This is a genomic window from Thalassospira povalilytica, assembly GCF_002844235.1.
Lineage (GTDB): Bacteria > Pseudomonadota > Alphaproteobacteria > Rhodospirillales > Thalassospiraceae > Thalassospira > Thalassospira povalilytica.
Genome location: NZ_PGTS01000004.1, coordinates 330,896 through 354,797 on the forward strand (window position 1 = coordinate 330,896; position 23,902 = coordinate 354,797).

At 56.0% G+C, this 23,902-nt stretch carries 24 protein-coding genes; 20 read left to right on the forward strand and 4 right to left on the reverse strand.

The features are described from left to right. Nucleotides 1-2 precede the first annotated feature (2 nt). The 15 genes from CU041_RS12945 (at nt 3) to leuB (ending at nt 14,437) form a co-directional block, all read left to right on the forward strand. Nucleotides 3-521 (forward strand): FixH family protein, encoded by a 519-nt coding sequence (locus tag CU041_RS12945; protein ID WP_101247247.1) that lies wholly within the window; start codon nt 3-5, stop codon nt 519-521. Beyond that, entirely contained in the window at nt 518-2,941 is a 2,424-nt protein-coding gene (locus tag CU041_RS12950; RefSeq protein WP_101247248.1) for a heavy metal translocating P-type ATPase metal-binding domain-containing protein, read from the forward strand. The genes CU041_RS12945 and CU041_RS12950 overlap by 4 nt, the downstream gene beginning before the upstream one ends. Before the next feature lie 4 nt (nt 2,942-2,945). Beyond that, nucleotides 2,946-3,134 (forward strand): cbb3-type cytochrome oxidase assembly protein CcoS, encoded by a 189-nt coding sequence (ccoS, locus tag CU041_RS12955; protein WP_068519843.1) that lies wholly within the window; start codon nt 2,946-2,948, stop codon nt 3,132-3,134. A 78-nt stretch (nt 3,135-3,212) separates the two neighbouring features. Next, nucleotides 3,213-3,911 carry a cyclic nucleotide-binding domain-containing protein gene (locus CU041_RS12960; RefSeq protein WP_068519844.1) on the forward strand — a complete coding sequence of 233 codons (699 nt, stop codon included), beginning with the start codon at nt 3,213-3,215 and terminating at the stop codon, nt 3,909-3,911. Nucleotides 3,912-4,126: 215 nt separating this feature from the next. Then, nucleotides 4,127-4,972 carry a 3-methyl-2-oxobutanoate hydroxymethyltransferase gene (gene panB, locus CU041_RS12965; protein ID WP_068519845.1) on the forward strand — a complete coding sequence of 282 codons (846 nt, stop codon included), beginning with the start codon at nt 4,127-4,129 and terminating at the stop codon, nt 4,970-4,972. Between the two features lie 54 nt (nt 4,973-5,026). Beyond that, nucleotides 5,027-5,896: a pantoate--beta-alanine ligase gene (gene panC, locus CU041_RS12970; RefSeq protein ID WP_068519846.1), complete on the forward strand. Its 870-nt coding sequence runs from the start codon at nt 5,027-5,029 to the stop codon at nt 5,894-5,896. Between the two features lie 244 nt (nt 5,897-6,140). Further along, nucleotides 6,141-7,628, forward strand: coding sequence for a signal recognition particle protein (ffh, locus tag CU041_RS12975; RefSeq protein ID WP_101247350.1), 1,488 nt, complete (start codon nt 6,141-6,143; stop codon nt 7,626-7,628). 148 nt (nt 7,629-7,776) lie between these two features. After that, entirely contained in the window at nt 7,777-8,187 is a 411-nt protein-coding gene (rpsP, locus tag CU041_RS12980; protein WP_068519848.1) for a 30S ribosomal protein S16, read from the forward strand. A gap of 47 nt (nt 8,188-8,234) precedes the next feature. Further along, nucleotides 8,235-8,909, forward strand: coding sequence for a ribosome maturation factor RimM (gene rimM / locus CU041_RS12985; RefSeq protein WP_101247249.1), 675 nt, complete (start codon nt 8,235-8,237; stop codon nt 8,907-8,909). Between the two features lie 3 nt (nt 8,910-8,912). Continuing rightward, a complete protein-coding gene (gene trmD / locus CU041_RS12990) occupies nt 8,913-9,629 on the forward strand; it encodes a tRNA (guanosine(37)-N1)-methyltransferase TrmD (protein ID WP_068519850.1) in 717 nt (238 codons plus the stop codon). A 3-nt stretch (nt 9,630-9,632) separates the two neighbouring features. Next, nucleotides 9,633-10,037 (forward strand): 50S ribosomal protein L19, encoded by a 405-nt coding sequence (gene rplS / locus CU041_RS12995; RefSeq protein ID WP_068519851.1) that lies wholly within the window; start codon nt 9,633-9,635, stop codon nt 10,035-10,037. A gap of 981 nt (nt 10,038-11,018) precedes the next feature. Continuing rightward, on the forward strand, nt 11,019-12,425 hold the full coding sequence (gene leuC / locus CU041_RS13005) for a 3-isopropylmalate dehydratase large subunit (protein WP_101247351.1): 1,407 nt from the start codon (nt 11,019-11,021) through the stop codon (nt 12,423-12,425). Nucleotides 12,426-12,436: 11 nt separating this feature from the next. Continuing rightward, nucleotides 12,437-12,625 carry a hypothetical protein gene (locus CU041_RS13010; RefSeq protein ID WP_068519852.1) on the forward strand — a complete coding sequence of 63 codons (189 nt, stop codon included), beginning with the start codon at nt 12,437-12,439 and terminating at the stop codon, nt 12,623-12,625. Between the two features lie 4 nt (nt 12,626-12,629). Next, nucleotides 12,630-13,241 (forward strand): 3-isopropylmalate dehydratase small subunit, encoded by a 612-nt coding sequence (leuD, locus tag CU041_RS13015; RefSeq protein WP_068519853.1) that lies wholly within the window; start codon nt 12,630-12,632, stop codon nt 13,239-13,241. Nucleotides 13,242-13,333: 92 nt separating this feature from the next. Beyond that, nucleotides 13,334-14,437, forward strand: coding sequence for a 3-isopropylmalate dehydrogenase (leuB, locus tag CU041_RS13020; protein WP_068519854.1), 1,104 nt, complete (start codon nt 13,334-13,336; stop codon nt 14,435-14,437). Nucleotides 14,438-14,472: 35 nt separating this feature from the next. Here leuB and sigJ read toward each other — a convergent pair whose 3' ends face one another. The 4 genes from sigJ to CU041_RS13040 form a co-directional block, all read right to left on the reverse strand. Further along, nucleotides 14,473-15,396 (reverse strand): RNA polymerase sigma factor SigJ, encoded by a 924-nt coding sequence (gene sigJ / locus CU041_RS13025; RefSeq protein WP_101247352.1) that lies wholly within the window; start codon nt 15,394-15,396, stop codon nt 14,473-14,475. A gap of 149 nt (nt 15,397-15,545) precedes the next feature. After that, the gene (locus CU041_RS13030) at nt 15,546-15,980 is read right to left on the reverse strand and encodes a carboxymuconolactone decarboxylase family protein (RefSeq protein WP_101247251.1); all 435 of its coding nucleotides are present in this window, start codon (nt 15,978-15,980) and stop codon (nt 15,546-15,548) included. A 135-nt stretch (nt 15,981-16,115) separates the two neighbouring features. After that, nucleotides 16,116-16,538 (reverse strand): hypothetical protein, encoded by a 423-nt coding sequence (locus CU041_RS13035; RefSeq protein WP_101247252.1) that lies wholly within the window; start codon nt 16,536-16,538, stop codon nt 16,116-16,118. A 128-nt stretch (nt 16,539-16,666) separates the two neighbouring features. After that, a complete protein-coding gene (locus CU041_RS13040) occupies nt 16,667-17,890 on the reverse strand; it encodes an SAM-dependent methyltransferase (protein ID WP_101247253.1) in 1,224 nt (407 codons plus the stop codon). A 449-nt stretch (nt 17,891-18,339) separates the two neighbouring features. Here CU041_RS13040 and CU041_RS13045 point away from each other — a divergent pair, with 449 nt between their 5' ends. The 5 genes from CU041_RS13045 to CU041_RS13065 all read left to right on the forward strand — a co-directional run bounded on the left by CU041_RS13045 (nt 18,340) and on the right by CU041_RS13065 (nt 23,874). Beyond that, nucleotides 18,340-19,362: an aspartate-semialdehyde dehydrogenase gene (locus CU041_RS13045; RefSeq protein ID WP_101247353.1), complete on the forward strand. Its 1,023-nt coding sequence runs from the start codon at nt 18,340-18,342 to the stop codon at nt 19,360-19,362. A gap of 184 nt (nt 19,363-19,546) precedes the next feature. Beyond that, nucleotides 19,547-20,497 carry a sugar-binding transcriptional regulator gene (locus tag CU041_RS13050; RefSeq protein ID WP_068519859.1) on the forward strand — a complete coding sequence of 317 codons (951 nt, stop codon included), beginning with the start codon at nt 19,547-19,549 and terminating at the stop codon, nt 20,495-20,497. 198 nt (nt 20,498-20,695) lie between these two features. After that, nucleotides 20,696-22,006, forward strand: a complete 1,311-nt coding sequence (locus CU041_RS13055; RefSeq protein ID WP_101247254.1) for an ABC transporter substrate-binding protein — start codon at nt 20,696-20,698, stop codon at nt 22,004-22,006. A 154-nt stretch (nt 22,007-22,160) separates the two neighbouring features. After that, nucleotides 22,161-23,033: a carbohydrate ABC transporter permease gene (locus tag CU041_RS13060; RefSeq protein ID WP_068519861.1), complete on the forward strand. Its 873-nt coding sequence runs from the start codon at nt 22,161-22,163 to the stop codon at nt 23,031-23,033. Between the two features lie 10 nt (nt 23,034-23,043). Further along, nucleotides 23,044-23,874 (forward strand): carbohydrate ABC transporter permease, encoded by an 831-nt coding sequence (locus CU041_RS13065; RefSeq protein ID WP_068519862.1) that lies wholly within the window; start codon nt 23,044-23,046, stop codon nt 23,872-23,874. The last annotated feature ends 28 nt before the right edge of the window (nt 23,875-23,902 follow it).

A 23,902-nucleotide genomic window follows, 5' to 3' on the forward strand; every position in this document is an offset into this window, starting at 1 on the left:
CAATGGCAACGCATATGACGTCTCCTTCTTCTGATCAAACCGGCCCGCGCAAATCGGATCGCTGGATCCCTTGGTACTTTGTTGGCGGTTTTGCCATCATGCTGATTGCCAATATTTCGCTGATCACTTTTTCCATGACCAGCTGGAACGGCCTTGTCACCAAGCACGCCTTTGAAGAAGGCAACAACTACAATGCTGCAATTTCCGGTGCGGCCCGTCAGGCCGAACTTGGCTGGCGCAGCAAACTGACGGTCGGGGGTGTCATCAACCAGTCGGGCACTATCACTGTTCTGTTCCGTGACAAGGACAGCAAACCGATCAGTGGTGCAAAAATGTCGATCGTTCTGACCCGTTCTGACCGCGACGACATGGACCAGACCATCCCGATGGCCGAAGTTGCACCGGGCGAATATCGCGCAAGTGCATCTTTCCCGGTATATGGTCGCTGGCAGGTCCGCACCATCGCCCATGCCATGGGTGATGATTACCAGACACTTGAAAACGTCGTCATCAATCCATGACCCAGCCCGCCCTTTGCCGTCACTGCCAGGAACCGGTCACTGCCTCGTCACCGGCAGGGCCTGACTTTTGCTGTGCGGGATGCGCCGGGGCGTATGAGCTGCTCGGCGAATTGGGGCTTTCATCCTATTACAAACGCCGCGCGGTCGATCCCAAAATCCGTGCCCTGCGCCCGGATGAAGAAACGCTTGGCAGTCTTGATTTCACCGAACTGGCCAGCACCGATGACACCGGCACCCACCATCTTAATCTGATGGTGGATGGCATTCATTGTGCGGCCTGTGTCTGGTTGATCGAAACTCTTTTGCAACGCAACGATGCCGTGACGCGTGCCCGGGTCAATATGACGACCCGCCGCCTGCGTCTAAGCTGGCAGGGTGCGTCGTCCGATATCGGTGCCATCCTGTCACCGGTTTTGCAGATGGGCTATCGCCTGATCCCGTTTGATCCCGCCGCCCTTGAACAGGCAACCGTGTCTCGCAACAAGGAATTGCTGCGCTGTCTGGCCGTCGCCGGATTTGCGGCCGGTAATGTGATGTTGTTATCGGTTTCTGTCTGGGCCGGGTATTTTCAGGGCATGGGCGGGGCAACCCGCGATCTGTTTCACTGGTTATCGGCATTGATTGCATTGCCTGCCGCGGCCTATGCCGGGATGCCGTTTTATCGCTCCGCACTGGGTGCCATCCGCAGCCGCCGGGTCAATATGGATGTCCCGATCAGCCTTGGCGTGATCCTTGCCCTTGGCATGAGCCTTGCCCAAACCATTCGTAGCGAACCGCATGCCTATTTCGACAGCGCGATCACGCTTTTGTTTTTCCTGCTGATTGGTCGCTATCTGGACGGGCGGGCCCGTGGACAGGCACGGTCGGCGGCCGAACATCTTTTGTCTCTGAATGCCCGGTCAATCACCGTCATTGACGATGACGGAACCCGTCGCCTGATCGCCCCGCACAAGGCGGAACCGGGCATGGTCGTTCTGACGGCGGCGGGGGAACGGATCGGCATTGACGGTGAAGTCATCGACGGCCAGTCCGACATTGATACCAGCGTCATCACCGGCGAAAGCATCCCGGTCCTGACCCGCCCGGGCAAAACAGTCTTTGCCGGCACGACCAATATATCCGCGCCTTTGCGCATTCGTGTGACGGCAACCGGCGGCAATACCCTGCTATCGGAAATTGTCCGGCTGATGGAAAATGCCGAACAGGGTCGGGCCAAATATGTCGCGATTGCCGACCGGGTGGCCAAATCCTATGCCCCGGTTGTTCATTTCCTGTCGCTGGCCACTTTTGTCGGCTGGTGGCTGATTGGCGGTCTTGCCTGGCAGGATGCGCTGATGAATGCGATTGCGGTTCTGATCATTACCTGCCCCTGTGCGCTGGCGCTTGCGGTTCCGGTCGTTCAGGTCATTGCCACCGGCCGGTTGTTGCGCGCCGGAATTCTTGTCAAATCGGCAACCGCACTTGAACGGCTGACCAAAATTACCGGTATCATTTTTGACAAGACCGGAACACTGACCACCGGCAAACCCGAACTGGTCAGCCAGACCGACGCCGAAACGCTTGAACTTGCCGCACGCATTGCCGCCAACAGCAATCATCCATTGTCCCGAGCCCTGGTGCGTGCGGCTGGCAATGTTGCGGCCATGGCCAATGTTACCGAACAACCGGGCCTTGGCCTGACGGCGCATACACCGTTTGGCACCATTTTGCTTGGCAGTCGCACATTTTGCGATATCGCGGAAAACGCCGATTTGCCGTCTGATGTCACCGGGCCGGAATTATGGTTGGCAGAACCGGGAAAATCACCGACCCGGTTTGTGTTCCGCGACACACCGCGCAGTGACGCGGTCACGGTCGTTGATACCCTGCGTGCGCGCGGATTTGATATGACATTGCTGTCGGGTGACCGCAGCAGCACGGTCCGCCAGCTTGCCGAAACAATCGGCTTGCGTGACTGGCATGCGCGCATGTCCCCGACCGACAAGGCCGGCTTTGTCCAGAAACGCGCAGATGAGGGCAAGTTTGATCTGATGGTCGGCGATGGCATCAATGATGCCCCGGCTCTTGCCTGTGCCCATGCATCAATGTCACCGGCAACCGCTGCCGAGATTTCGCAAAACGCGGCTGATATCGTGTTTCAGGGTGACAGGCTGGGTGCCGTCATCGAAGCCATCGACGTCGCCCGCAAGGCCGACCGGCTGGTGCGTCAGAACTTCGCCCTGTCCTTTGCCTATAACCTGATTACGATTCCCCTTGCGGTATCGGGCTTTGTCACCCCCCTGATTGCAGCCATCGCCATGTCATCGTCATCGCTGATTGTTATTGCCAATGCCTTGCGCCTGCATGCCAAGACATCCGGACAATCGCCAGACCTTGATATCGCGCCCCTGCGCCCCACATCCCAACAGGCAGGAGCCTAATGGCATGAGCAACCTTCTTCTCCTGATCCCGATCGCACTTTTTCTGGGTCTTTTGGGGCTTGGTGCCTTTTTGTGGTCACTGCGTTCCGGGCAATTCGACGACATGGAAGGGGCCGCCAATCGCATCCTGTTTGACGACGATGACGACCAGTTTGCGCCTAAATCCAAGAAATTCCACCACAATGACAGTTAGAATAACTTGAAACGCTCCTGTCTGTTCGCATAAATTAACGCTACTCAATGTATCGGGTCACCAGTATCGGAGTCTGCGATGGCAGTCCGCCCCCAACTTTGCGAAGCCTGTTCTATCAAGGACTTGACCTTCTGCTCGTCTTTGCACGGGGCTGAACATGATCAGCTGCGCCAACTGCTGACTCACGTCCAGTTTGATTCACACAGCACCATCTTCCACGAAGCCGAAGAAGCCGACTATGTCTTCAACGTCACGTCGGGCTCAGTCAAACTGTACAAATTGCTGGGTGATGGTCGCCGTCAGATCACCGGTTTCCTGTTTGCAGGCGACTTTCTGGGACTGGCCCTGAACGCCAATTACAGCTACACCGCCGAGGCAATCGAACCGGTCACGGCCTGTCGCTTCCCGCGGCAGAAGCTCGAAAAGCTGTTTGATCAGTTCCCGCATCTTGAAAAACGCATGCTGGGCATGGCGGTGGACGAACTGGCCGCCGCACAGGACCAGATGCTGTTGCTCGGCCGCAAGACTGCCAAGGAAAAGGTCGCATCCTTCCTGTTGATGCTGGCCCGACGCCAGGAACATCGCGGTGAAAATACCGATACCATCAACGTCCCGATGAGCCGGTCCGACATTGCCGATTATCTGGGTCTGACCATCGAAACCGTGTCGCGCACCCTGACGCAACTGCGCAAGGAAGCAACGATTTCGCTCAAGGATAACCGCCATATCGAAGCGGTCGGGCTTGATATGCTCGAAGACCTTGCCGAAGGCCTCTGAATTCTTTTGTGCAACTGCACAGTAATGCTGACTGCGTCTTTGAAATGATGCGAGGAAAAAGCGCAAATTCGGTCAATTGATAACCTGTTGGCCGAATTGCCTATTTCGCGATTGCGAAAAAATATTTCCCGAATACCGTCATCATATTGTAAACATGACGGCACGCCCGACACAGATCGGGCAGCCAAATCCGGTCGAACCGGGGGAGAAACGTCATGAGTGCCACCACAAAAAAGATGGGCCGGGTTTCCGTCCCACAGCTTCGCGCCCGCAAGGGGGGCGAACCGATTGTCTGCCTGACTGCTTACACAACGCCAATGGCCCAGCGCCTTGATGAACATTGCGACCTTCTGCTGGTCGGCGATTCACTGGGCATGGTTGTCTATGGCATGGAAAGCACGCTTGCCGTGACCGTCGACATGATGGTCAATCACGGCAAGGCGGTCATGCGCGGCTCGAAAAATGCCTGTGTCGTGATTGATCTGCCATTTGGCAGCTATCAGGAATCCAAGGAACAGGCTTTCCGGACAGCATCGCATATTCTTGCCGAAACCGGCTGTGCCGCGGTCAAGCTCGAAGGCGGGGCCGAACTGGCCGAAACCATCGAATTTCTGACCCAGCGCGGCGTGCCCGTCATGGGCCATATCGGCCTGATGCCCCAACAGGTCAACACCATGGGCGGTTTCAAAAGTCAGGGTCGCGGCGAAGCTGCTGCTGAAAAAGTCCTGGCCGATGCCCGTGCTGTCGCCGACGCCGGCGCCTTTTCCGTCGTGGTCGAAGGAACGGTTGAACCGGTCGCCCGCCACATCACCGAAACCATCGATATTCCGACCATCGGGATCGGTGCATCGGTGGCCTGTGACGGCCAGGTTCTCGTCACCGAGGACATCCTTGGCCTGTTTTCGGATTTCACGCCAAAATTCGTCAAACGCTATGCCAATCTGGGCGATGCCGTCTCCGAGGCGGTCGGCCAGTATGCAAGCGAAGTGCGCAACCGTCAGTTCCCGGCGGATGAACATTGCTTTGGCGTTACCAAAAAAGGTAACTTGCGCGCGGTCTGATGCCAGATGGTTCTGACCGCCGCGATTTCTTGAAATTTCGATACGACGATTACGATGCCTCTTACGACTGTTCACACCGTCGCAGATTTGCGCGCGACTGTTGCCGACTGGCGCGCGCAGGGCCTGCGTGTTGCCCTGGTGCCGACCATGGGTGCGCTTCATGACGGCCATATCAGCCTGACCCGTCTTGCCCGTGAACATGCCGACCGCGTGATCGTATCGATCTTTGTCAATCCGACCCAGTTCGGCCCGAACGAGGATTTCGGCGCCTATCCCCGCACTCTGCCCGATGATCAGAAACTTCTTGATGCTGCCGGGGTGGAACTGTGCTTTGCCCCCTCGGTCGAGGAAATGTATCCCGACGGCTTTGCCACCAAGGTCAGTGTCGATGGCGCAATGACCAATGTTTTGTGCGGGGCGGCCCGCCCGGGTCATTTCGATGGGGTGGCCCAGATCGTCACCAAATTGCTGCTTCAAGCACTGCCCGATTGCGCGATTTTCGGCCAAAAAGATTATCAGCAGCTGATGGTCATTCGTCGTTTCAGTGCCGATCTCAACATTCCGGTCGACATTATCGGGGCCAAGATCCTGCGCGAAGAAGACGGTCTGGCCATGTCGTCACGCAATCGGTATCTGTCGCCACAGGAACGCGAAACCGCGCCGGTTCTGAACCGGGTTCTGGCCGATATCACCGCCAGGGCCGCCAAGGGCGCCGAACTTGGACCGCTTTTGGCCAAGGGGCGCGAAGACATTCTGGCCGCCGGGTTCAATCCGATCGACTATCTTGAAGTTCGCGATGCGCAAACGCTTGAACTGGTCAGCCAAACCGTTACCAGACCGGCGCGAATCTTTGTTGCTGCGCGTCTTGGCAAGGCCCGCCTGATTGACAATCACGCGATTGATCCGGTCAGCCCGGCGGTTTGAACATCCGGTTGGAAGCCCCCGGGCACCATCAGAATCGGGGATTGGGTTCGAAATGACTCGAAAAGCGCAGAACATCGCGCTTTTGCGCCCGATTGCGCTTGACTCCCCACCCCCGATCCAATAAACCCTCCTCACCAAAGGTCGCCCAAGGGGTGACTCCCCCAGTCCTCGAGTTTTCGAGCACTGGGTTTTAGTTTTTTGTGCGTACGCGGTGGAAACACCGGCAACACAGACGGGATTTGGAATGTTTGAAGGACTAAGCGATCGCCTTGGCGGAGTTCTCGATAAGCTGCGCAAACGTGGCGCGCTGAAGGAATCCGACGTCAAGGAAGCCATGCGCGAAGTACGCGTCGCCCTGCTTGAGGCTGACGTTGCGCTGCCGGTCGTCAAAACCTTTATCACCAACGCCACCGAACGTGCGGTTGGTCAGGACGTTCTGCGCTCGGTCACCCCGGGCCAGATGGTCGTCAAGATCGTCCATGACGAACTTAAAAACATGCTGGGAGAAGGCGAAGACATCAATCTTGCCTCGACCCCGCCGGTGCCGATCCTGATGGTTGGTCTTCAGGGTTCGGGTAAGACCACCAGTTCTGCCAAGATCGCGCTGCACCTTACCAAGAAGCGCAACAAGAAGGTTCTTCTGGCATCGCTCGATATCTATCGTCCGGCCGCCCAGCAGCAGCTGAAAGTGCTGGCCGACGATAATGGTCTGGGTGTTCTGCCGATCGTTCTTGGCGAAAAGCCGGTTTCGATTGCAAAACGCGCCATGGATACCGGCCGCAAGGAAGGCTATGACGCCGTCATCCTTGATACCGCCGGTCGCCTGCATATCGACATGGAACTGATGAGCGAAGTCGCCCAGGTCCGTGATGCGGTCAACCCGGTCGAAACCCTTCTGGTCACCGATGCGATGACCGGTCAGGACTCGGTCAATGTGGCCAAGGAATTTGCCGAAAAGGTCGGCATCACTGGTATCGTTCTGACCCGTGTTGACGGTGATGCACGCGGTGGCGCGGCCCTTTCGATGCGTCAGATTACCGGCTGCCCGATCAAGATGATTGGTGTCGGCGAAAAGATCGACGAGATGGAAGCCTTCCACCCTGATCGTATCGCCAACCGTATTCTTGGCATGGGTGACGTTGTCAGCCTGGTTGAAAAAGCCGCTGAAACGATCAAGGCCGAAGACGCCGAGAAAATGGCGAAGAAGTTGCGCAAGGGTCAGTTTGACCTGAACGACCTTCTCGCCCAGCTCAAGCAGCTTCAGAAGATGGGTGATCTTTCCGGCATCATGGGGATGCTGCCGGGCATGGGCGCGCTGAAAAAACAGATGTCGCAGACCAAGCTTGATCCGAAACTTCTGACCCATCAGGAAGCGATCATCCTGTCGATGACGCCCAAAGAACGTGAAAACCCGGCCCTGATCAAGGCATCGCGCAAAAAGCGTATTGCCGCGGGCTGTGGCCTGACGGTTCAGGACGTGAACAAGCTGCTCAAGCAATACCAGACCATGTCCACCATGATCAAAAAGATGGGCAAGATGGGCAAAAAAGGTCTGTTTGGCGGCATGCCGAAAATGGATCCGGCAATGCTTGAGGGCGGCGAAATGCCCGACCTCGGCAATCTGCCAAAAGGTTTCCCCGGTGCCGGGGGCGGTTTGCCGCCCGGCTTGCCGGGATTGGGGGGCGGCGGTGGCCTTCCTCCGGGATTCCCGGGATTTGGCAAAAAGAAATAGCCAGACCCCAGGTTCTTAAACAGGTTCTCAAGAATGCCTCTTAGGAACCGAAACGGTCGCAAGGCCGCAGACTACAAGACTAGCAAATAGGCCCCTCGGGGCCCTGATTTAGAAGACTACAAACCCAAGCTGAAAGGAACTTATCCGAATGGCTGTCAAGATTCGTCTTTCCCGTGGCGGTGCCAAGAAGCGTCCGTACTACCGTATCGTAGTTGCTGACGTTCGTGCTCCGCGTGACGGCAGCTTCATCGAGAAAGTCGGTACCTATGATCCGATGCTCCCGAAGGATGCTGACAACCGCGTGACCTTCAAAGAAGAGCGCATCAAATACTGGCTGTCTGTTGGTGCACAGCCGACCGATCGTGTTGCACGCTTCCTTGGCAAGGCTGGCCTTGCTGACGCGTTCAAACCGACCGAACAGCCGCAGAAGTCGGCTCCGAAAGCGAAAGCCCAGGAACGTCTTCGTGAGAAAGCTGAAAAAGCTGAAGCTGCTGCTGCCGCTGCTGCGGAAGCCGCTGCCGAAGCAGCAGCACCTGCTGAAGAAGCTGCAGGCGAGTAATCGCTGAACGCACGCTTTGATCAGATACCGGAAACTTGTGAACCGAAATGGCTGATACCCGCAAATCCAAGAACGACGAAGCTTATGTCTGCGTCGGCATGATCACCGCCCCGCACGGGGTGCGTGGTGCCGTGCGCGTCAAAAGCTATACCGTCGACCCGGATAACCTTGTCGGTTACGGCCCGTTGTTCGACGCCAAGGGACGCGTGAAATACAAGCTGTCTCCTGTCGGACATGTCCGCGACCAGCTGATCGCCAAGATCGAAGGTGTGGACGACCGGGACGCCGCCGAACGGCTGCGGGGTACCAAGCTTCATGTACCACGGGCAGCACTGCCCGAGACGGAAGATGAAGACGAATTCTATCTTGCCGACCTTGTCGGTCTGAAGGCCTTCCACATTGATGGATCGCTGTTCGGGACCGTACGGGGCGTGGCTGATTTTGGCGCTGGCGACGTAATCGAAGTCGCGCTTGAAGAAGTCCGTGGCAAGGTTGTCGTTCTTCCGTTTACCAAGGAAGTGGTTCCCGATGTGGTGCTTTCGGAACGCAAGCTGGTGGTAAATCCGCCCGAGGGGCTCCTGCAGGATGAAGACGGACCCGGCAATCGCAGCCGCCGTCCCAACAAATCCCGCAAGGACTCTCAGGCCGACCGCGATTCTGATGCCGTCACTGCCGATGCAGTAGGCGCGGAAACCGCGACCGGCAGCGGAAAGGAGGCCTGATCGATGTCTGTGTGGCAGGCAAAAGTTGCAACCCTGTTCCCGGAAATGTTCCCGGGTGTGCTTGGTCAGTCTTTGGCTGGCAAGGCGCTTGAGAACGGGATCTGGTCGCTTGATGTCAAAGACATCCGCGATCATGCAACCGACCGCCACCGCACTGTTGACGACAATCCTTTCGGGGGCGGGGCCGGCATGGTCATGCGCCCGGATATTGTCGACGCTGCCCTGCGTGAATTGCGTGCCGACGCACCGCAATTGCCGCTGATTTATCTCAGCCCGCGGGGAAAAGTGCTGAACCAGAAACGTTGCCGCGAACTGGCAGCGGGCCCGGGTGCCATCCTGTTGTGCGGTCGTTACGAAGGTATCGACCAGCGTGTACTTGATGAACACCAGGCCGAAGAGATCAGCATCGGCGATTACATCCTCATGGGCGGCGAACTGCCGGCCATGGTCCTGATTGAATCGTGCATTCGCCTCATTGAGGGAACGGTCAACAAGACCGAGTCCGTCGACGAGGAAAGCTTTGAAACCGGGTTGCTTGAATATCCGCATTACACGCGCCCGGCCAATTGGAACGGGCGTGACGTGCCGGAGATCTTGCTTTCCGGACATCATGCCAAGGTACAAGCCTGGCGGCATGCACAGGCAGAAGAAATTACTCGTGAGCGACGCCCGGACCTTTGGGACCAGTATGTCGCAAACGGGAACATCAAAGAGGGTTAAACCATGACCAACATCATCCAGCAGCTCGAGAATGAGCAGCTCGACAAAATCGTTGCGCAGCGCGAAGTTCCGGAATTCGACGCAGGTGATACCGTTCGTGTACACCTGAAAGTCGTTGAAGGTACCCGTGAGCGTATCCAGCAGTTCGAAGGCGTTTGCATCGCCAAGAAGAACCGCGGCCTCAATTCTTCCTTCACCGTGCGTAAAATCGCATCGGGCGAAGGCGTTGAGCGTATCTTCCAGTCGTACTCCCCGGCCATCGACAAAATCGAAGTCGTTCGCCGCGGTGACGTTCGTCGCGCGAAACTGTACTACCTGCGTGGTCGTACCGGTAAATCTGCACGTATCGCCGAGCAGACCACCGGCCACAAAGGCAAACTGACCGCAGCAGAACGCGCGAAGAAGTAATTCTCCGCCGTTTGGCTATGTCAGACGAAAAGACGGGCTCACCTTCGGGTGGGCCCGTCTTTATTTCATGATCAATCACAACAGAAAACAAAACCAGCTGTCTACAAACTCCATCGAACCTGAGAAGTTACCGATTTCCGCGTTTCCACTTTTCACGCAAACATTGTTGTACGCATTCACTATTCCGCTTTACGCAATCCTCAATGCAATAATCTATGAATTGCAGTTTGCGTGCTCGATTACGCGTGTATCTGCGATCTTTGCGCACTCGACGCTTACGCACACACAGCAGTTCCAAGAGTTGCGCAATTTCAAGTTGGTTCGAGCGAGATACAGGAAGACGCAGCTCCTCCTTCAGCCTCCATTCAAAATCTCCACGCGTAATCACAGCAAATCTCCACATAAGTTATTGATATAGCTACACAACCTATGGTTTCTCTGTCAGCAGTCAAGTTCAGCCCTAGGGGTTTTCCTGCGTAGAAAACCAATTACCAGGCCCAACACGTCAGCACAAAGTAACGCCTCATCAGGAAGCACAACTATTAAGAGCATTTCGCCGAATCGCCAGCTTTATAGCTTTGGAAAGAATACACGCAGAAACCATGGGATAAATTCATCAGCTTTTATTATATCAGATATCTCTAACTCATATTGATTTAAGCCGATTTGGCTACTTTTGGGTGCTGTATTTTTCCCGTTTCAATTTCAGGATGCAAACCTGGGAAAAACACGCGCCCGGCGGCTTGCGATTTAAAGGCCGGGGTGTATAAAGGCACTCCCGCGGCAAAAACAATCAAACCCGCGTGGTTCTGGATAATAAAATTTCGCAAACCGGATTAAGCCGGTTGCGCCGGAGAAAACGCCATAACCGATCTGCTGCCTTGGGCAGGATCACCTTGCGTATTTTTCGAGACATTCCGGGCCACACAGACGGGGCGGTTGTTGCTGCTCAAAAGATCGATGTTTTATGAGGAGGTCGAGATGGGTCAACCTAAAACCCTTTTTGACAAGATTTGGGAAAGTCATGTGGTCGATACGCAGGATGATGGCACCTGCCTGCTGTATATTGACCGTCATCTCGTCCACGAAGTTACCAGCCCGCAGGCATTCGAAGGTCTTCGCAATTCCGGCCGCAAAGTGCGCCATCCCGAATTGACCCTTGCCGTGCCCGACCACAACGTTCCGACGTCTGACCGGTCCCAGGGCATCAAGGAAGAAGACAGCCGCATTCAGGTCGAAACCCTTGACCAGAACGCGCGCGAAACCGGCATTCATTATTTCCCGATGAACGACCTGCGTCAGGGTATCGTTCACATTGTCGGCCCGGAAGAAGGCTTTACCCTTCCTGGCGTAACCATGGTTTGTGGTGACAGCCACACCTCGACCCACGGCGCATTCGGTGCCTTGGCATTCGGTATCGGCACGTCCGAAGTCGAACATGTTCTGGCAACCCAGACCCTGGTTCAGAAACCGGCCAAAAACATGCTGGTCAAGGTTGAAGGTGACCTGCATCCGGGCGTTACCGCCAAGGACATCACCCTTGCGATTATCGGTCGTATCGGTACGGCTGGCGGTACCGGCTATGTCATCGAATATGCCGGCTCGGCGATCCGTTCGCTGTCGGTCGAAGGCCGCATGACCGTCTGTAACATGTCGATCGAAGGTGGCGCACGTGCCGGCCTGATCGCACCGGACGAGAAAACCTTTGAATATATCAAAGGCCGTCCGATGGCCCCCAAAGGTGCCGCATTCGAACAGGCTGTTGAATACTGGAAAACCCTGCCGTCTGACGAAGGTGCCCATTACGACAAGATTGTCGAAATCGATGCCGCCGACATCGTCCCGCAGGTTACCTGGGGCACCAGCCCGGAAGACGTCGTACCGGTTACCGGTGTTGTTCCGTCGCCAAGCGACGGCAAGGACGCCGGCAAGCAAAAGGCAATCGCCCGTTCCCTCGAATATATGGGTCTGACGGCTGGCACCCCGATCGAAGAAATCAAGATCGACCGCGTGTTCATCGGTTCGTGCACCAACGGTCGTATCGAAGATCTGCGTGCCGTTGCCGAAGTCGCCAAGGGTCGCAAGGTTTCGCCGTCGGTCAATGCCATGATCGTTCCGGGTTCCGGTCTGGTCAAGGAACAGGCCGAAGCAGAAGGCCTGCATGAAATCTTCATCGAAGCAGGCTTTGACTGGCGCGAGCCGGGCTGCTCGATGTGTCTGGCAATGAACCCGGACCGTCTGGCCCCGGGCGAGCGTTGCGCTTCGACTTCGAACCGTAACTTCGAAGGCCGTCAGGGTCGTGGTGGTCGTACCCACCTCGTCAGCCCGGCCATGGCAGCAGCAGCTGCAATCACCGGTCACCTGACTGACATTCGTAAACTCGGTTAAAGAAGGTTCCCATGGCCGATACCGCATTCATCAATTTTCGCGAAAACGCCCCCCGTATGGGACGTGCTGCCGTGCTGGAGCAACTTCTGCCCCAGCTGACCGGCATCAACCTGCCCGACTTTGTCGCACAGGAACTCGACGCGACCGAAGAATTGATCGAAGCACTGGGCCTGGCCTGGGAAACCGGAAGCAAGGGATAAGACGATGGAAAAATTTACCAAGCTCACCGGTGTTGCTGCACCGCTGCCGATGATCAATGTCGATACCGACATGATCATCCCCAAACAGTTCCTTAAAACCATCAAACGTTCTGGCCTTGGCAAGAACCTGTTTGATGAAATGCGTTACGACGACAATGGCAACGAGATCCCCGATTTCGTTCTGAACAAACCGGCCTATCGCAATGCGCAGATCCTGGTATCTGGCGACAATTTCGGCTGTGGTTCATCGCGTGAACACGCGCCTTGGTCGCTGCTTGATTTCGGCATTCGTTGCGTGATCGCGCCGAGCTTTGCCGACATTTTCTATAACAACTGCTTCAAGAACGGCATCCTTCCGATCCGTCTGCCGCAGGAAGATGTCGACAAGCTGATGGCCGATGCCGAACGCGGTGCCAACGCCACCGTCACCGTTGATCTGGAAAACCAGGAAATCACCGGTCCGGATGGCGGCTGCATCAAGTTCGAAGTCGAAGAATTCCGCAAGCATTGCCTGCTGAACGGTCTTGATGACATCGGTCTGACCTTGCAGAAATCCGATGCCATCAACGCATTCGAAGCCAAGCGCGCTGCGTCGCAGCCCTGGTTGTCGCTCTAATTCAAAAAGGGGTGGCGAACGGTTTCGTTTGCCGCCCCTTTTCTATCGCTACGGGGTGAGCGGCCCCGAAAATATCTGGGAAGGATTCTTTTATGACCACCACCAAAAAAGTATTGATGCTGCCGGGCGACGGAATTGGTCCCGAAGTCATGCGTCAGGTCCAGCGCGTCATGGACTGGATGGCGAAAAAGCGCAATGTGAACTTCGAAATCACCGAAGGCCTGATTGGCGGTGCGTCGATCGATGCGCATAACAACCCGCTGACCGACGAAACCCTTGCCGATGCAATGGCGGCGGATGCGGTTCTGCTTGGTGCTGTTGGTGGTCCGAAATGGGACGATCTTCCGTTTGATATCAAACCGGAACGCGGTCTTCTGAAAATCCGCAAGGAAATGGGCCTGTTTGCCAACCTGCGTCCGGCACTGGTGTTTGACGCCCTTGTTGGTGCATCGACCCTGAAAGAAGAAGTCGTCAAGGGTCTCGATATCATGATCCTGCGCGAACTGACCGGCGGCATCTATTTCGGCCAGCCGCGCGGCATCGAAGAACGCGACGGTGTTCGCACTGGCTTTAACACCCTTGTCTATTCCGAACCGGAAGTCGAACGCATCGCGCGCGTTGCTTTTGACATGGCCATGAAACGTGACAAGCGTCTGTGCTCGGTCGACAAGGCCAACGTTCTGGAATCCACCGTTCTGTGGCGCGAAGTTGTTGAACGCGTTGCCAAGGACTTCCCGGAAGTCGAAGTCAGCCACATGTATGTCGATAACGCATCCATGCAGCTGGTTCGTAACCCGAAACAGTTCGACGTGATGGTCACCACCAACATGTTTGGCGACATTCTGTCGGATTGCGCTGCCATGCTGACCGGGTCGCTCGGCATGCTGCCATCCGCATCCCTTGGTGCGGCCGACGCTGACGGCAAACGCAAAGCACTTTACGAGCCGGTACACGGTTCCGCACCGGACATCGCCGGTCAGGACATCGCCAACCCGCTGGCAACCATTCTGTCCTTTGCCATGATGCTGCGTTATTCGTTCGACATGGGCGACGATGCAACCCTGATCGAAAATGCGGTTCAGAACGTCCTTAAGGGCGGCCTTCGCACCGGCGACATCATGCAGCCGGGCATGGCAAAAGTTTCGACCACCGTCATGGGTGAGTCGCTGATCAACGAACTCGACAAACTTGTCTGATCCTTCGTTCTGATCACAAATTCAAAAGGCCGGGTTTATTGCCCGGCCTTTTTGCTATCCGGGTCGATTTCAACGGCATTGCCGACGACCGCTTCAAACAGTGCAAGCTTGTCGGGATTGCGATGCACGAACAGATCAACAATCCGACCATCCTTTTCCGTTGCGCTTAGTGCGGTTTCAACCACACCATCCACCATCATCAGAAGCCAGCATTCCCCGTCCAGCACCACATAGAACGCCCGTTCACGTGGATTGCGTTTGCGCCAGACACCGACAAAGAACCGTGCAACATGATCCGGACCATATAGCGGATTGGCAGTGGCCAGTGCCTTGCCACCACCATCGGAATGCAAAATGACATCCGGGGCAAGCTGGGTCAGAAGCTGACCGACATCACCAAGACTAAGCGCCGTGACAAAGGCCTGCATGCGTGTCTGATCACATGGCTGCCCGGTGATTTCCGGTGTCGCATCGCGGTCATTTTCACGCTTCATTTTGCGCCGGGCCCGAAACAGGATCTGACGGGTATTGTTCGGGGTGCGTTCGATCACCGGGGCAATATCATCATGTGCCCAGTCAAACACCTCATACAGGACAAGTGCCACCCGTTCGACCGGCGCAAGACGTTCAAGCATCAAAAGATACGCCTGCCCCAGACCTTCCTGTTCAATCAGGTTGGTTTCGGCTTTGGGCGGTTCGGGCGTCATCCACGGTTCTGGCAACCAGTTGCCAACATAGTTTTCGCGCTGGCGCCGGGCCGATTTCAGAACATCCAGACAAATATTGCTGCACACCCGGACCAGCCAGCCGGTTGCATCCTTGATCTCGGCGTGATCCTGCTTGCGCCATCTGAGCCACACGTCCTGCACCGCGTCTTCGGCGTCGGCATGACTGCCCAGCATCCGATAGGCCAGCGCCGTCAGACGTGCGCGATGCTGTTCAAAAATCGTATCTGACATCCTGTACCCATCAAACGGGTGAAGCGGCACGGGATTACCCCGTGCCGCCTGATCTTGTTGCTTGCGTTGCTTCATCCTGCCCGATGGACCTTCCTGTTGCAAAGAGACGATATCATCTGTCTCCCGGGCAACGGGCGCGGAAAGCCCGGTCATGCAAATTCGTGCTGGGCAATGCCAAGACGGTTCCAGGCATTCATGGTTGAAATCACGCAGGTCAGTTCGGAAATCGCATCGGCTTCAAAATGTGCCAAAAGCGCACCGTGGCTTTGTGCAATGCGTTCCTGGCTTTCGATCCGGGTCAGGCATTCCGCCCAGTCAAGTGCCGCGCGTTCGGCATCGTCAAATCCGTCTGCGGCGCGCCAGACCGGCAACATCGTCAGTTTGGCCGCATCGCCACCATGTTCGGCAAAACTTTTGGCATGCATGCGCAGGCAAAACGAACACTGATTGATCTGTGACACGCGGCATTCGATCAAATCACGCAGGACGGCTGGCACCTTGCCATTTTCAACAATGGCCGTGGCCAGACCATACATCGATTTGAACAGGGCCGGGCTGGTATCGGGGAATGAAAAACGGCTCATCATAGTTCTCCTTGCTCGGTAACGGGATCACGTCCCTTCTGCCCACAAGGACGAAACACAAACGGGCCGCGTTACACGGCCCGTCCGTCTTTTTTTTCTTTTTCCGCGTTCACCCGGTAAACGCGCCCGAAAAACCTAGGCCATGCCAAGCTTTTTCAATGCATCGGCCAGGGGCGCATGCATCACCCATTGCCAATCCTCCCCCGCCGACTGTTTGCCATCGGCCAGGGTAAAGATCGCCGCAAGATAGTCACTGACATCGGATTTGCAGACCGGCAGCCCCGCAGCCGTTGCGATTTTCCCGGCCAGTCGGCCATATTTCTTGTGCCCGATCCGGCAGCCGAAATGCCCGACCGTTTCAGCCAGCTTAAGACCGGTAATTTCGCGCCCCGGTGCCCGTGCGTGGGCACGCAACATGTCCCGTTCGCAACTCGACAGTTCGATCGCACCCAGTGCCTTGACGTAATCTTCCACCTGCCCGATATGCGGGGTCCGGCTTGTTAGCGATGTCTCGCTGCCCTGATGATCAGTGTCATCCCAGTTCATCACTTTCAGCATGTCGTTTCCTCCCGACAAAAGACCGGTTGATCGCTTTTTCACATCTGTCGTGCCGGTCGATCACGCGATGTGTCTTGGAACCCTTAAACAAGTCAGGGCGGGAAACCATCGTTCCCCGCCCTGTATCCTCAGGCATAGTCAAAGCCCGGCTTGGTAAAGACAAACTGGCCAACCCGCATGCCGCCACCGCCTTCTGACTCGTCAAAGGCATTGATGCAGCCCGCCAGATAGAATTCCCACATTCTGCGGAATTCCTCGTCATATTTGACCGGGTCAAGTTCATCACGCACCGCCCTGAACCGGTCACGCCAGGCCCGCAATGTCCGGGCATAGTTGCGCCCGGCATGGAAATGCGATGCTTCGACCATCAGATTGGCGTGCTCGGCGGCTTCGATCACTTCATGAACCGCCGGAATATAGCCGCCAGGAAAGATATATTTGTCGATCCAGGGGGATGTAAATTCGGCGCGCGGCTTGATGATGGTGTGAATGACGGCCCGGCCACCGGCCTTAAGCAGTTGGCCAACCTTTTCGAAATAGGTTTTGAACTGATGGCGACCGACATGTTCGAACATGCCCACCGATACCACCCGGTCATATTTTCCGGCATTGGCATCGGCAAAGACCCGGTAATCAAGCAAATGATAATCCAGTCCGCTTTTGGCATTGTCGCCCATCTCGGCCCGCTTTTGCTGCGCCCAGTTATATTGTTCGGTCGACAATGTAATACCGTGGACCTCGGCCCCGGTTTCACGGCGGATAAACCGGCTTAACCCGCCCCAGCCGCAACCGATATCGACCACCCGCAACCCCGGCTCGTTGATCTTGAGCCGCTGGGTGGTCAGGCTCATTTTGCGGTGTTGCGCTTCTTCAAGGGTTTGCGCCCCGTCATCCCAGAAGGCACATGAATATTGCATCTCCGGATCAAGGAAGCGGGTATAAAGATCATTGCCGATATCATAGTGATGGCGGACGCGTTTTGATGCTGCCTTGACAGTGGTAAACTGGGCAATCTGGAATTTGAGCGCCTGCAACTTTTCGATAAAGGTGCCAAAGCCGCTCGACGAATGTCCACCTTCGAAATTAAGGCGCAACACGCGGATCAGATCTTCCATTTCACCGCTGACAAGGTCAAAGCCGCCATGCATATAGGCTTCGCCAAATCCCGGATCGGGACTAAGCGCCATTTTAAGGGTGTTGGTCCAGTCGGGCACGGTCATGCCCGCACGCGGTTCCGAACCATCACCCAAAACGATTTCATGTTTGTCATCCACGCGGAAAACCAGCGTTCCGCGCGTTACATGTTCCCGAAAGAAATCGAGAACCTTTTTCTGTGTCCAATCCAAACTCATCGGGTACGTCATCGGCCGTCCTTTTTGCAAAAGTCGGAAAACTGATCGCCCCATATGCAGCATTGCCGCATATCTGCATCTAACCCTTTGTCAGGATCGTTTTATCTTGCCATTTGGAAGGTCGTCAGATGGTGGCAGCGGTTTCGCGATGCGATCCGAGCCGAAAGCAGAAATCAACCAAGCAGGATGCGAAACGATTCTGATTTCGGGTTCGACACATGAACCCCGTATACGATTTTGCCAGATTTTTCTGCGATCTCAAGTAGTAATCATAGGTGGAATGACAAGGATGCGCTTGCGCAATTGTCGTGAAAGCCTTACATCTCGCGCCAGATTATCAGACATTATCCACAGGCATGTGCCTGCGCCGTCCGAACCGCCATGCGGCTTATTGCCTGCGTTGGCCCGGGTCCGGCCTCCATGCCGACCAGACTGAAAAGAGGCACCTGATGGGCTATAAAATCGCCGTTGTCGGCGCGACCGGAAATGTCGGGCGCGAAATGCTCAACACTCTTGCCGAACGCAAATTTCCCGCCGATGAAGTCTTTGCACTGGCATCCTCGAAATCAATCGGTCGTACCGTCTCCTATGGCGAAGACGATGATCTGAGCGTATCGGACGCGGCCAATTTCGATTTCTCGCGCGTTGATATTGCCCTGTTCTCGGCCGGCGGGGAAACCGCCAAGAAACTGGCTCCCAAGGCCGCCGAGGCCGGCTGTGTTGTCATCGACAATTCCAGCTATTGGCGCATGGAACCGGGCGTTCCGCTGATCGTGCCCGAAGTCAATGGCGATGCCCTTGCCGGTTACGCCAAAAAGAACATCATCGCCAACCCGAACTGCTCGACCATTCAGATGGTGCTGGCCCTTAAGCCGCTTCATGACATGGCATCGATCAAGCGTATCGTGGTTTCGACCTATCAGTCGGTTTCCGGGGCCGGTCGTGCCGCCATGGACGAACTGTTCAACCAGACGCGCGGCATCTATGTGAATGATCCCCCGCAAAAGGAAGAATTCACCAAACAGATCGCCTTTAACGTCATTCCGCATATCGACAGCTTCATGGATGATGGCGCGACCCGTGAAGAATGGAAAATGACGGTCGAAACCCGCAAGATCCTGGATCCGGAAATTGCCGTTCACGCAACCTGTGTGCGTGTTCCGGTCTTTGTCGGCCACGGCGAAGCGGTCAATATCGAGTTCGAAAAGCCGATCACCGTCGAAGACGCCCGCAAGGCAATGAAAGATTTCCCGGGTGTGTCGGTTGTCGATTACCGCCAGGACGAAGGCTATGTCACCCCGCAGGAAGTCCAGGGCGAGGACAATGTCTTTGTCTCACGCGTGCGCAAGGATCCGACGGTCGAAAACGGCCTGTCGCTGTGGTGTGTCGGCGATAACCTGCGCAAGGGTGCGGCCCTTAACGCGGTTCAGATTGCCGAAAAACTGGTTGCGGATTTCCTGCCCAAGAAATAAGGAAAACCAACAGCTTCCTTTGCAAAACCCGCCCTTTTTGGGGCGGGTTTTGTCGTTGATAGACGCATGGACGCTGGTAACAATTCCAAAAAGACGGTAGGGAAAAAGACAAGACTTCAGCGATAAAAGCGTTCATCACCCAGTTGGCGCATGATGAACAAGAAGATATGTCGGGGGGAATCGGATGGTCAAAAGAACGCGCAAGGAAGCAGCCCGTCTGGATGAAGCAGCCCGCGCGGGCTGGCTTTACTATTGTGCCGGGAATACCCAGGACGAAATCGCCCAGAAGCTTGGCGTTTCACGTCCGACCGCGCAACGTCTGGTCTCGGCGGCCGTCAGCGAAGGACTTGTCAAAGTCCGCCTTGATCATCCCATCACCCATTGCATGGAACTGGGCAAGGCGATCTGCGAAAAATACGGTCTGGCCAATTGCGATGTCGTGCCCACCGACCCCTCCGCCCCCGAGGCAATGTTTGGCATGGCACAGGCCGCCGCAACCTATCTTGAGCGCGCCTTGCAGTCTTCTGATCCCAAAATCATCGCCCTTGGCACCGGGCGTGCCATGCGCGCCATGGTCGATGAAATCGGCCGCATTGACGGCAGTCACCACAAGATCGTCTCGCTGGTCGGCACCATCGCCCATGACGGGGCGGCAAGTTTTTATGATGCGGTCACCGATCTGGCCGACCGCACGCGCGCCCCGCATTATCCGTTGCCGATCCCGGTGATCATCGAAGATCCGAAAATGCGCGAACGCATGCAAAAGCAACCGCCGATGGACAATATCCTGAAGCTCGCCCGCGAAGCCGATATCCGCTTTATCGGTGTCGGGCATCTGGGCGATGACGCACCGCTTCATATTGACGGATTTATCACCAGGGATGAACTGACATCCCTGCGTCAAAGCGGTGCAATCGGCGAAGTGATCAGCTGGTCCTTTGACGAAGACGGCAATATCCTTGATCACCCGGTCAATCATTGCGTCACCAGCGCCCCGGCGGTTCAGCCGGCCACCAATACCATCGCCGTCGCCAAAGGGGCCAAAAAGGTCGCAGCGATTCGCGGGGCCATGCGCGGAAAACTGATTTCGACCCTGATCACCGACGAAGCCACCGCCGAAGCTTTGCTGCGCTAGCACCGCGCGCCAGGCTGCGACAATATAACGCATAGCCACCCTGTCAGGCCGCCTGACAGGGTTTTGTTTTGTGCGCCGCAAAAACGAATTCGTTTGACAATATGCCGCGAAATTGAGTGAATGCTCATTACCTGAACAAATGATCAAGACGGACAGCCAAAGTTGTCCAACGGGTAGACAGTCCTTTTGGGAGGAAATATGAAACGCGTAATGGGAGCAGCGCTGTGCGCGCTGTTGGCAGGCGGTATCGCACACGCCAATGCCGAAACGAAACTGACCATCGCAACCGTGAACAACGGTGACATGATCCGCATGCAGAAGCTGACGGATGATTTCACCTCCAAGAACCCGGACATCACGCTTGAGTGGGTAACCCTCGAAGAAAACACCCTGCGTCAGCGCGTCACCACTGATATCGCCACCAAGGGCGGTCAGTATGACGTCATGACCATTGGCACCTACGAAGTGCCGATCTGGGCCGAAAAGGGCTGGCTCGCACCGCTCGACAATCTGGGTGCCGACTATGATGTCGATGACATCATGCCCGCCATCCGTTCGGCCGTTTCCAAGGATGACGCGCTTTATGCTGCACCGTTCTACGGTGAAAGCTCGATGATGATGTACCGCAAGGACCTGTTCGATGCGGCCGGCATCACCATCGATGGTCGCCTGACCTGGGACCAGACCCTTGAAATCGCCAAGAAACTCCACAAACCGGACGAAGGCGTCTATGGCATCTGCCTGCGCGGCAAGGCCGGCTGGGGTGAAAACATGGCGCTGATCACCACCATGGGCAATGCCTATGGCGCGCGTCTGTTTGATGAAAACTGGAACCCGACCTTTGACAGTGCCGAGTGGAAAGCAGCACTGGACATGTATACCAACATCCTTGGTAACTATGGTCCTCCGGGTGCAACGTCGAACGGCTTTAACGAAAACCTGTCGCTGTTCAACTCGGGCAAATGCGGCATGTGGATCGATGCAACCGTTGCGGCATCCTTCGTGACCAACCCCAAAGAATCCAAAGTTGCAGACAAGGTCGGCTTCACCGAAGCACCGTGCGCTGCGACCTGCACCGGTGCCAACTGGCTCTGGGCTTGGAACCTTGGCATCCCGATGGGTTCCCAGAAAGTCGAAGCCGCCCAGAAATTCATCGCTTGGGCGACCTCGAAAAACTATCTCGAACTGGTAGCGTCGAAAGAAGGCTGGGCAAACGTACCGCCGGGCACCCGCATGTCGCTTTATCAGAACCCGAAATACCTCGAAGCCGCACCGTTTGCTGACGAGACCCTTCTTGCCATCGACAGTGCAGACCCGATCAATTCGACCATGAAACCGAAACCCTATGTTGGTGTCCAGTTCGCTGCGATCCCGGAATTCCAGGGTATCGGCACCACGGTCGGTCAGCAGTTCTCCGCAGCTCTTGCCGGTCAGATGTCTGTCGATCAGGCCCTTTCGGCCGCACAGTCAAGCACTGACCGCACCATGCGCAAGGCTGGGTACTACTGATACACCACAGGCCGGAAGTCGTCTCATCGCACATCTGAAATGATTTCTGGCCTGCGCCTCCTTGACCTGATGAACTTGGGGCGGTGGTTGCAAAACGCACCGCCCTCTTTCCATCCGGAAAAGGATCCGCAACATCAATCTCGGGGAGCACATCATGTCGACACGGGCCTCGACCCTGACCGGGCGTATCATGTCCGCACCGTCGATCATTGTCCTGTTCTTGTGGATGGCCGTCCCGCTGGGCATGACGATTTACTTCTCCTTCCTGCGCTACAACCTGTTGTCGCCGGGAATGGAAGAATGGATCGGCACACTTAATTACGAATTTTTCCTGACCGATCCGGCCTTTTTTGCATCACTGGCAAACACGCTTTTGCTGGTTGGATCAGTTTTGGTCATCACCGTTGTTGGCGGCGTCCTTTTGGGACTGATGCTTGATCAACCGATTTTCGGGCGCGGTATTTTGCGTCTTCTGGTGATTGCCCCCTTCTTTATTATGCCGACCGTGAATGCACTGGTCTGGAAAAACCTTTTGATGGACCCGGTTTCGGGGATGTTTGCGTGGATCGCCAGCCTGTTTGGCCTGCCCGCGATTGACTGGTTTACCAATGCGCCGCTGACCTCGATCATCATCATGGTGTCCTGGCAATGGTTGCCCTTTGCCGTTCTGATCCTGCTGACCGCACTCCAATCGCTGGACCGCGATCAGAAAGAAGCCGCCCAGATGGATGGCGCCGGTCCGGTCGCGATCTTTTTCTATATCACGCTTCCCCATCTCAGCCGTGCGATCACGGTGGTGGTGCTGATCGAAACCATCTTCCTGTTGACCGTCTTTGCCGAAATCTTTGTCACCACCGGTGGTGGCCCGGGTCTGGCAACGACCAATATCGCCTTCCTCGTCTATACCCAGGCGCTGTTGCAGTTCGATGTTGGTGGTGCATCTGCCGGCGGCATTGTCGCGGTCATTCTGGCCAATATCGTGGCGATCTTCCTGATCCGCCTTATCGGCAAAAACCTGGACAAATAAGGGGCGCGACATGGAAAACAAACAAACACCCCTTGGCTATATCAGCTTCTCGGTCTTTGCCTGGATCGTCGGTCTTCTGATCTTCTTCCCGATTTTCTGGATGGTCCTGACCAGCTTCAAGACCGAGCTTGAAGCCGTTTCGATCCCGCCCAGCTTCATCTCCTTTGACTGGACGCTTGAAAACTATGCCGAGGTCCAGGAACGGTCGAACTATTTCAAGTTCGCCATGAACTCGGTGATCCTTGCGGTCGGGTCAACACTGGTCGGGCTGGTCTTTGCCGTGACCTGTGCCTGGGCCATGGCCTTTAACCCGACCAAACGCACCAAGGATGCGCTTCTTTGGATGCTGTCGACCAAAATGATGCCGCCGGTCGGCGTGCTGGTGCCGATCTATCTGGTGTTCCGCGACTGGGGACTGCTTGATACGCGCTTTGGTCTGATCATGGTTCTGTTCCTGATGAACCTGCCGATCATGGTCTGGATGCTTTACACCTATTTCAAGGAAATCCCGACCGACATTCTCGAAGCCGCACGCATGGACGGCGCAACCCTGCCCAAGGAAATCATCTTTGTGCTGTTGCCCATGGCCGTGCCCGGCATTGCCTCGACAATGCTGCTCAATGTGATCCTGGCCTGGAACGAAGCGTTCTGGACGCTCAACCTCACCACGTCCGATGCCGCACCGCTGACCGCTTTCATTGCCTCCTATTCCAGCCCCGAAGGGTTGTTCTGGGCAAAGCTTTCAGCTGCATCGACGCTCGCGGTGGCGCCCATTCTGGTCATTGGCTGGTTCTCTCAGAAACAGCTTGTTCGTGGTTTGACATTCGGCGCGGTCAAGTAACCGCAGGCCCAATCGAAATAGAGAAAGA

Bases quoted from the DNA above. Each gene is read 5' to 3' on its own strand.
- CU041_RS12945 (WP_101247247.1), top strand. From the start codon at position 3: ATGGCAACGCATATGACGTCTCCTTCTTCTGATCAAACCGGCCCGCGC.
- CU041_RS12950 (WP_101247248.1), top strand. From the start codon at position 518: ATGACCCAGCCCGCCCTTTGCCGTCACTGCCAGGAACCGGTCACTGCC.
- ccoS (WP_068519843.1), top strand. From the start codon at position 2,946: ATGAGCAACCTTCTTCTCCTGATCCCGATCGCACTTTTTCTGGGTCTT.
- CU041_RS12960 (WP_068519844.1), top strand. From the start codon at position 3,213: ATGGCAGTCCGCCCCCAACTTTGCGAAGCCTGTTCTATCAAGGACTTG.
- panB (WP_068519845.1), top strand. From the start codon at position 4,127: ATGAGTGCCACCACAAAAAAGATGGGCCGGGTTTCCGTCCCACAGCTT.
- panC (WP_068519846.1), top strand. From the start codon at position 5,027: ATGCCTCTTACGACTGTTCACACCGTCGCAGATTTGCGCGCGACTGTT.
- ffh (WP_101247350.1), top strand. From the start codon at position 6,141: ATGTTTGAAGGACTAAGCGATCGCCTTGGCGGAGTTCTCGATAAGCTG.
- rpsP (WP_068519848.1), top strand. From the start codon at position 7,777: ATGGCTGTCAAGATTCGTCTTTCCCGTGGCGGTGCCAAGAAGCGTCCG.
- rimM (WP_101247249.1), top strand. From the start codon at position 8,235: ATGGCTGATACCCGCAAATCCAAGAACGACGAAGCTTATGTCTGCGTC.
- trmD (WP_068519850.1), top strand. From the start codon at position 8,913: ATGTCTGTGTGGCAGGCAAAAGTTGCAACCCTGTTCCCGGAAATGTTC.
- rplS (WP_068519851.1), top strand. From the start codon at position 9,633: ATGACCAACATCATCCAGCAGCTCGAGAATGAGCAGCTCGACAAAATC.
- leuC (WP_101247351.1), top strand. From the start codon at position 11,019: ATGGGTCAACCTAAAACCCTTTTTGACAAGATTTGGGAAAGTCATGTG.
- CU041_RS13010 (WP_068519852.1), top strand. From the start codon at position 12,437: ATGGCCGATACCGCATTCATCAATTTTCGCGAAAACGCCCCCCGTATG.
- leuD (WP_068519853.1), top strand. From the start codon at position 12,630: ATGGAAAAATTTACCAAGCTCACCGGTGTTGCTGCACCGCTGCCGATG.
- leuB (WP_068519854.1), top strand. From the start codon at position 13,334: ATGACCACCACCAAAAAAGTATTGATGCTGCCGGGCGACGGAATTGGT.
- sigJ (WP_101247352.1), bottom strand. From the start codon at position 15,396: ATGTCAGATACGATTTTTGAACAGCATCGCGCACGTCTGACGGCGCTG.
- CU041_RS13030 (WP_101247251.1), bottom strand. From the start codon at position 15,980: ATGAGCCGTTTTTCATTCCCCGATACCAGCCCGGCCCTGTTCAAATCG.
- CU041_RS13035 (WP_101247252.1), bottom strand. From the start codon at position 16,538: ATGCTGAAAGTGATGAACTGGGATGACACTGATCATCAGGGCAGCGAG.
- CU041_RS13040 (WP_101247253.1), bottom strand. From the start codon at position 17,890: ATGAGTTTGGATTGGACACAGAAAAAGGTTCTCGATTTCTTTCGGGAA.
- CU041_RS13045 (WP_101247353.1), top strand. From the start codon at position 18,340: ATGGGCTATAAAATCGCCGTTGTCGGCGCGACCGGAAATGTCGGGCGC.
- CU041_RS13050 (WP_068519859.1), top strand. From the start codon at position 19,547: ATGGTCAAAAGAACGCGCAAGGAAGCAGCCCGTCTGGATGAAGCAGCC.
- CU041_RS13055 (WP_101247254.1), top strand. From the start codon at position 20,696: ATGAAACGCGTAATGGGAGCAGCGCTGTGCGCGCTGTTGGCAGGCGGT.
- CU041_RS13060 (WP_068519861.1), top strand. From the start codon at position 22,161: ATGTCGACACGGGCCTCGACCCTGACCGGGCGTATCATGTCCGCACCG.
- CU041_RS13065 (WP_068519862.1), top strand. From the start codon at position 23,044: ATGGAAAACAAACAAACACCCCTTGGCTATATCAGCTTCTCGGTCTTT.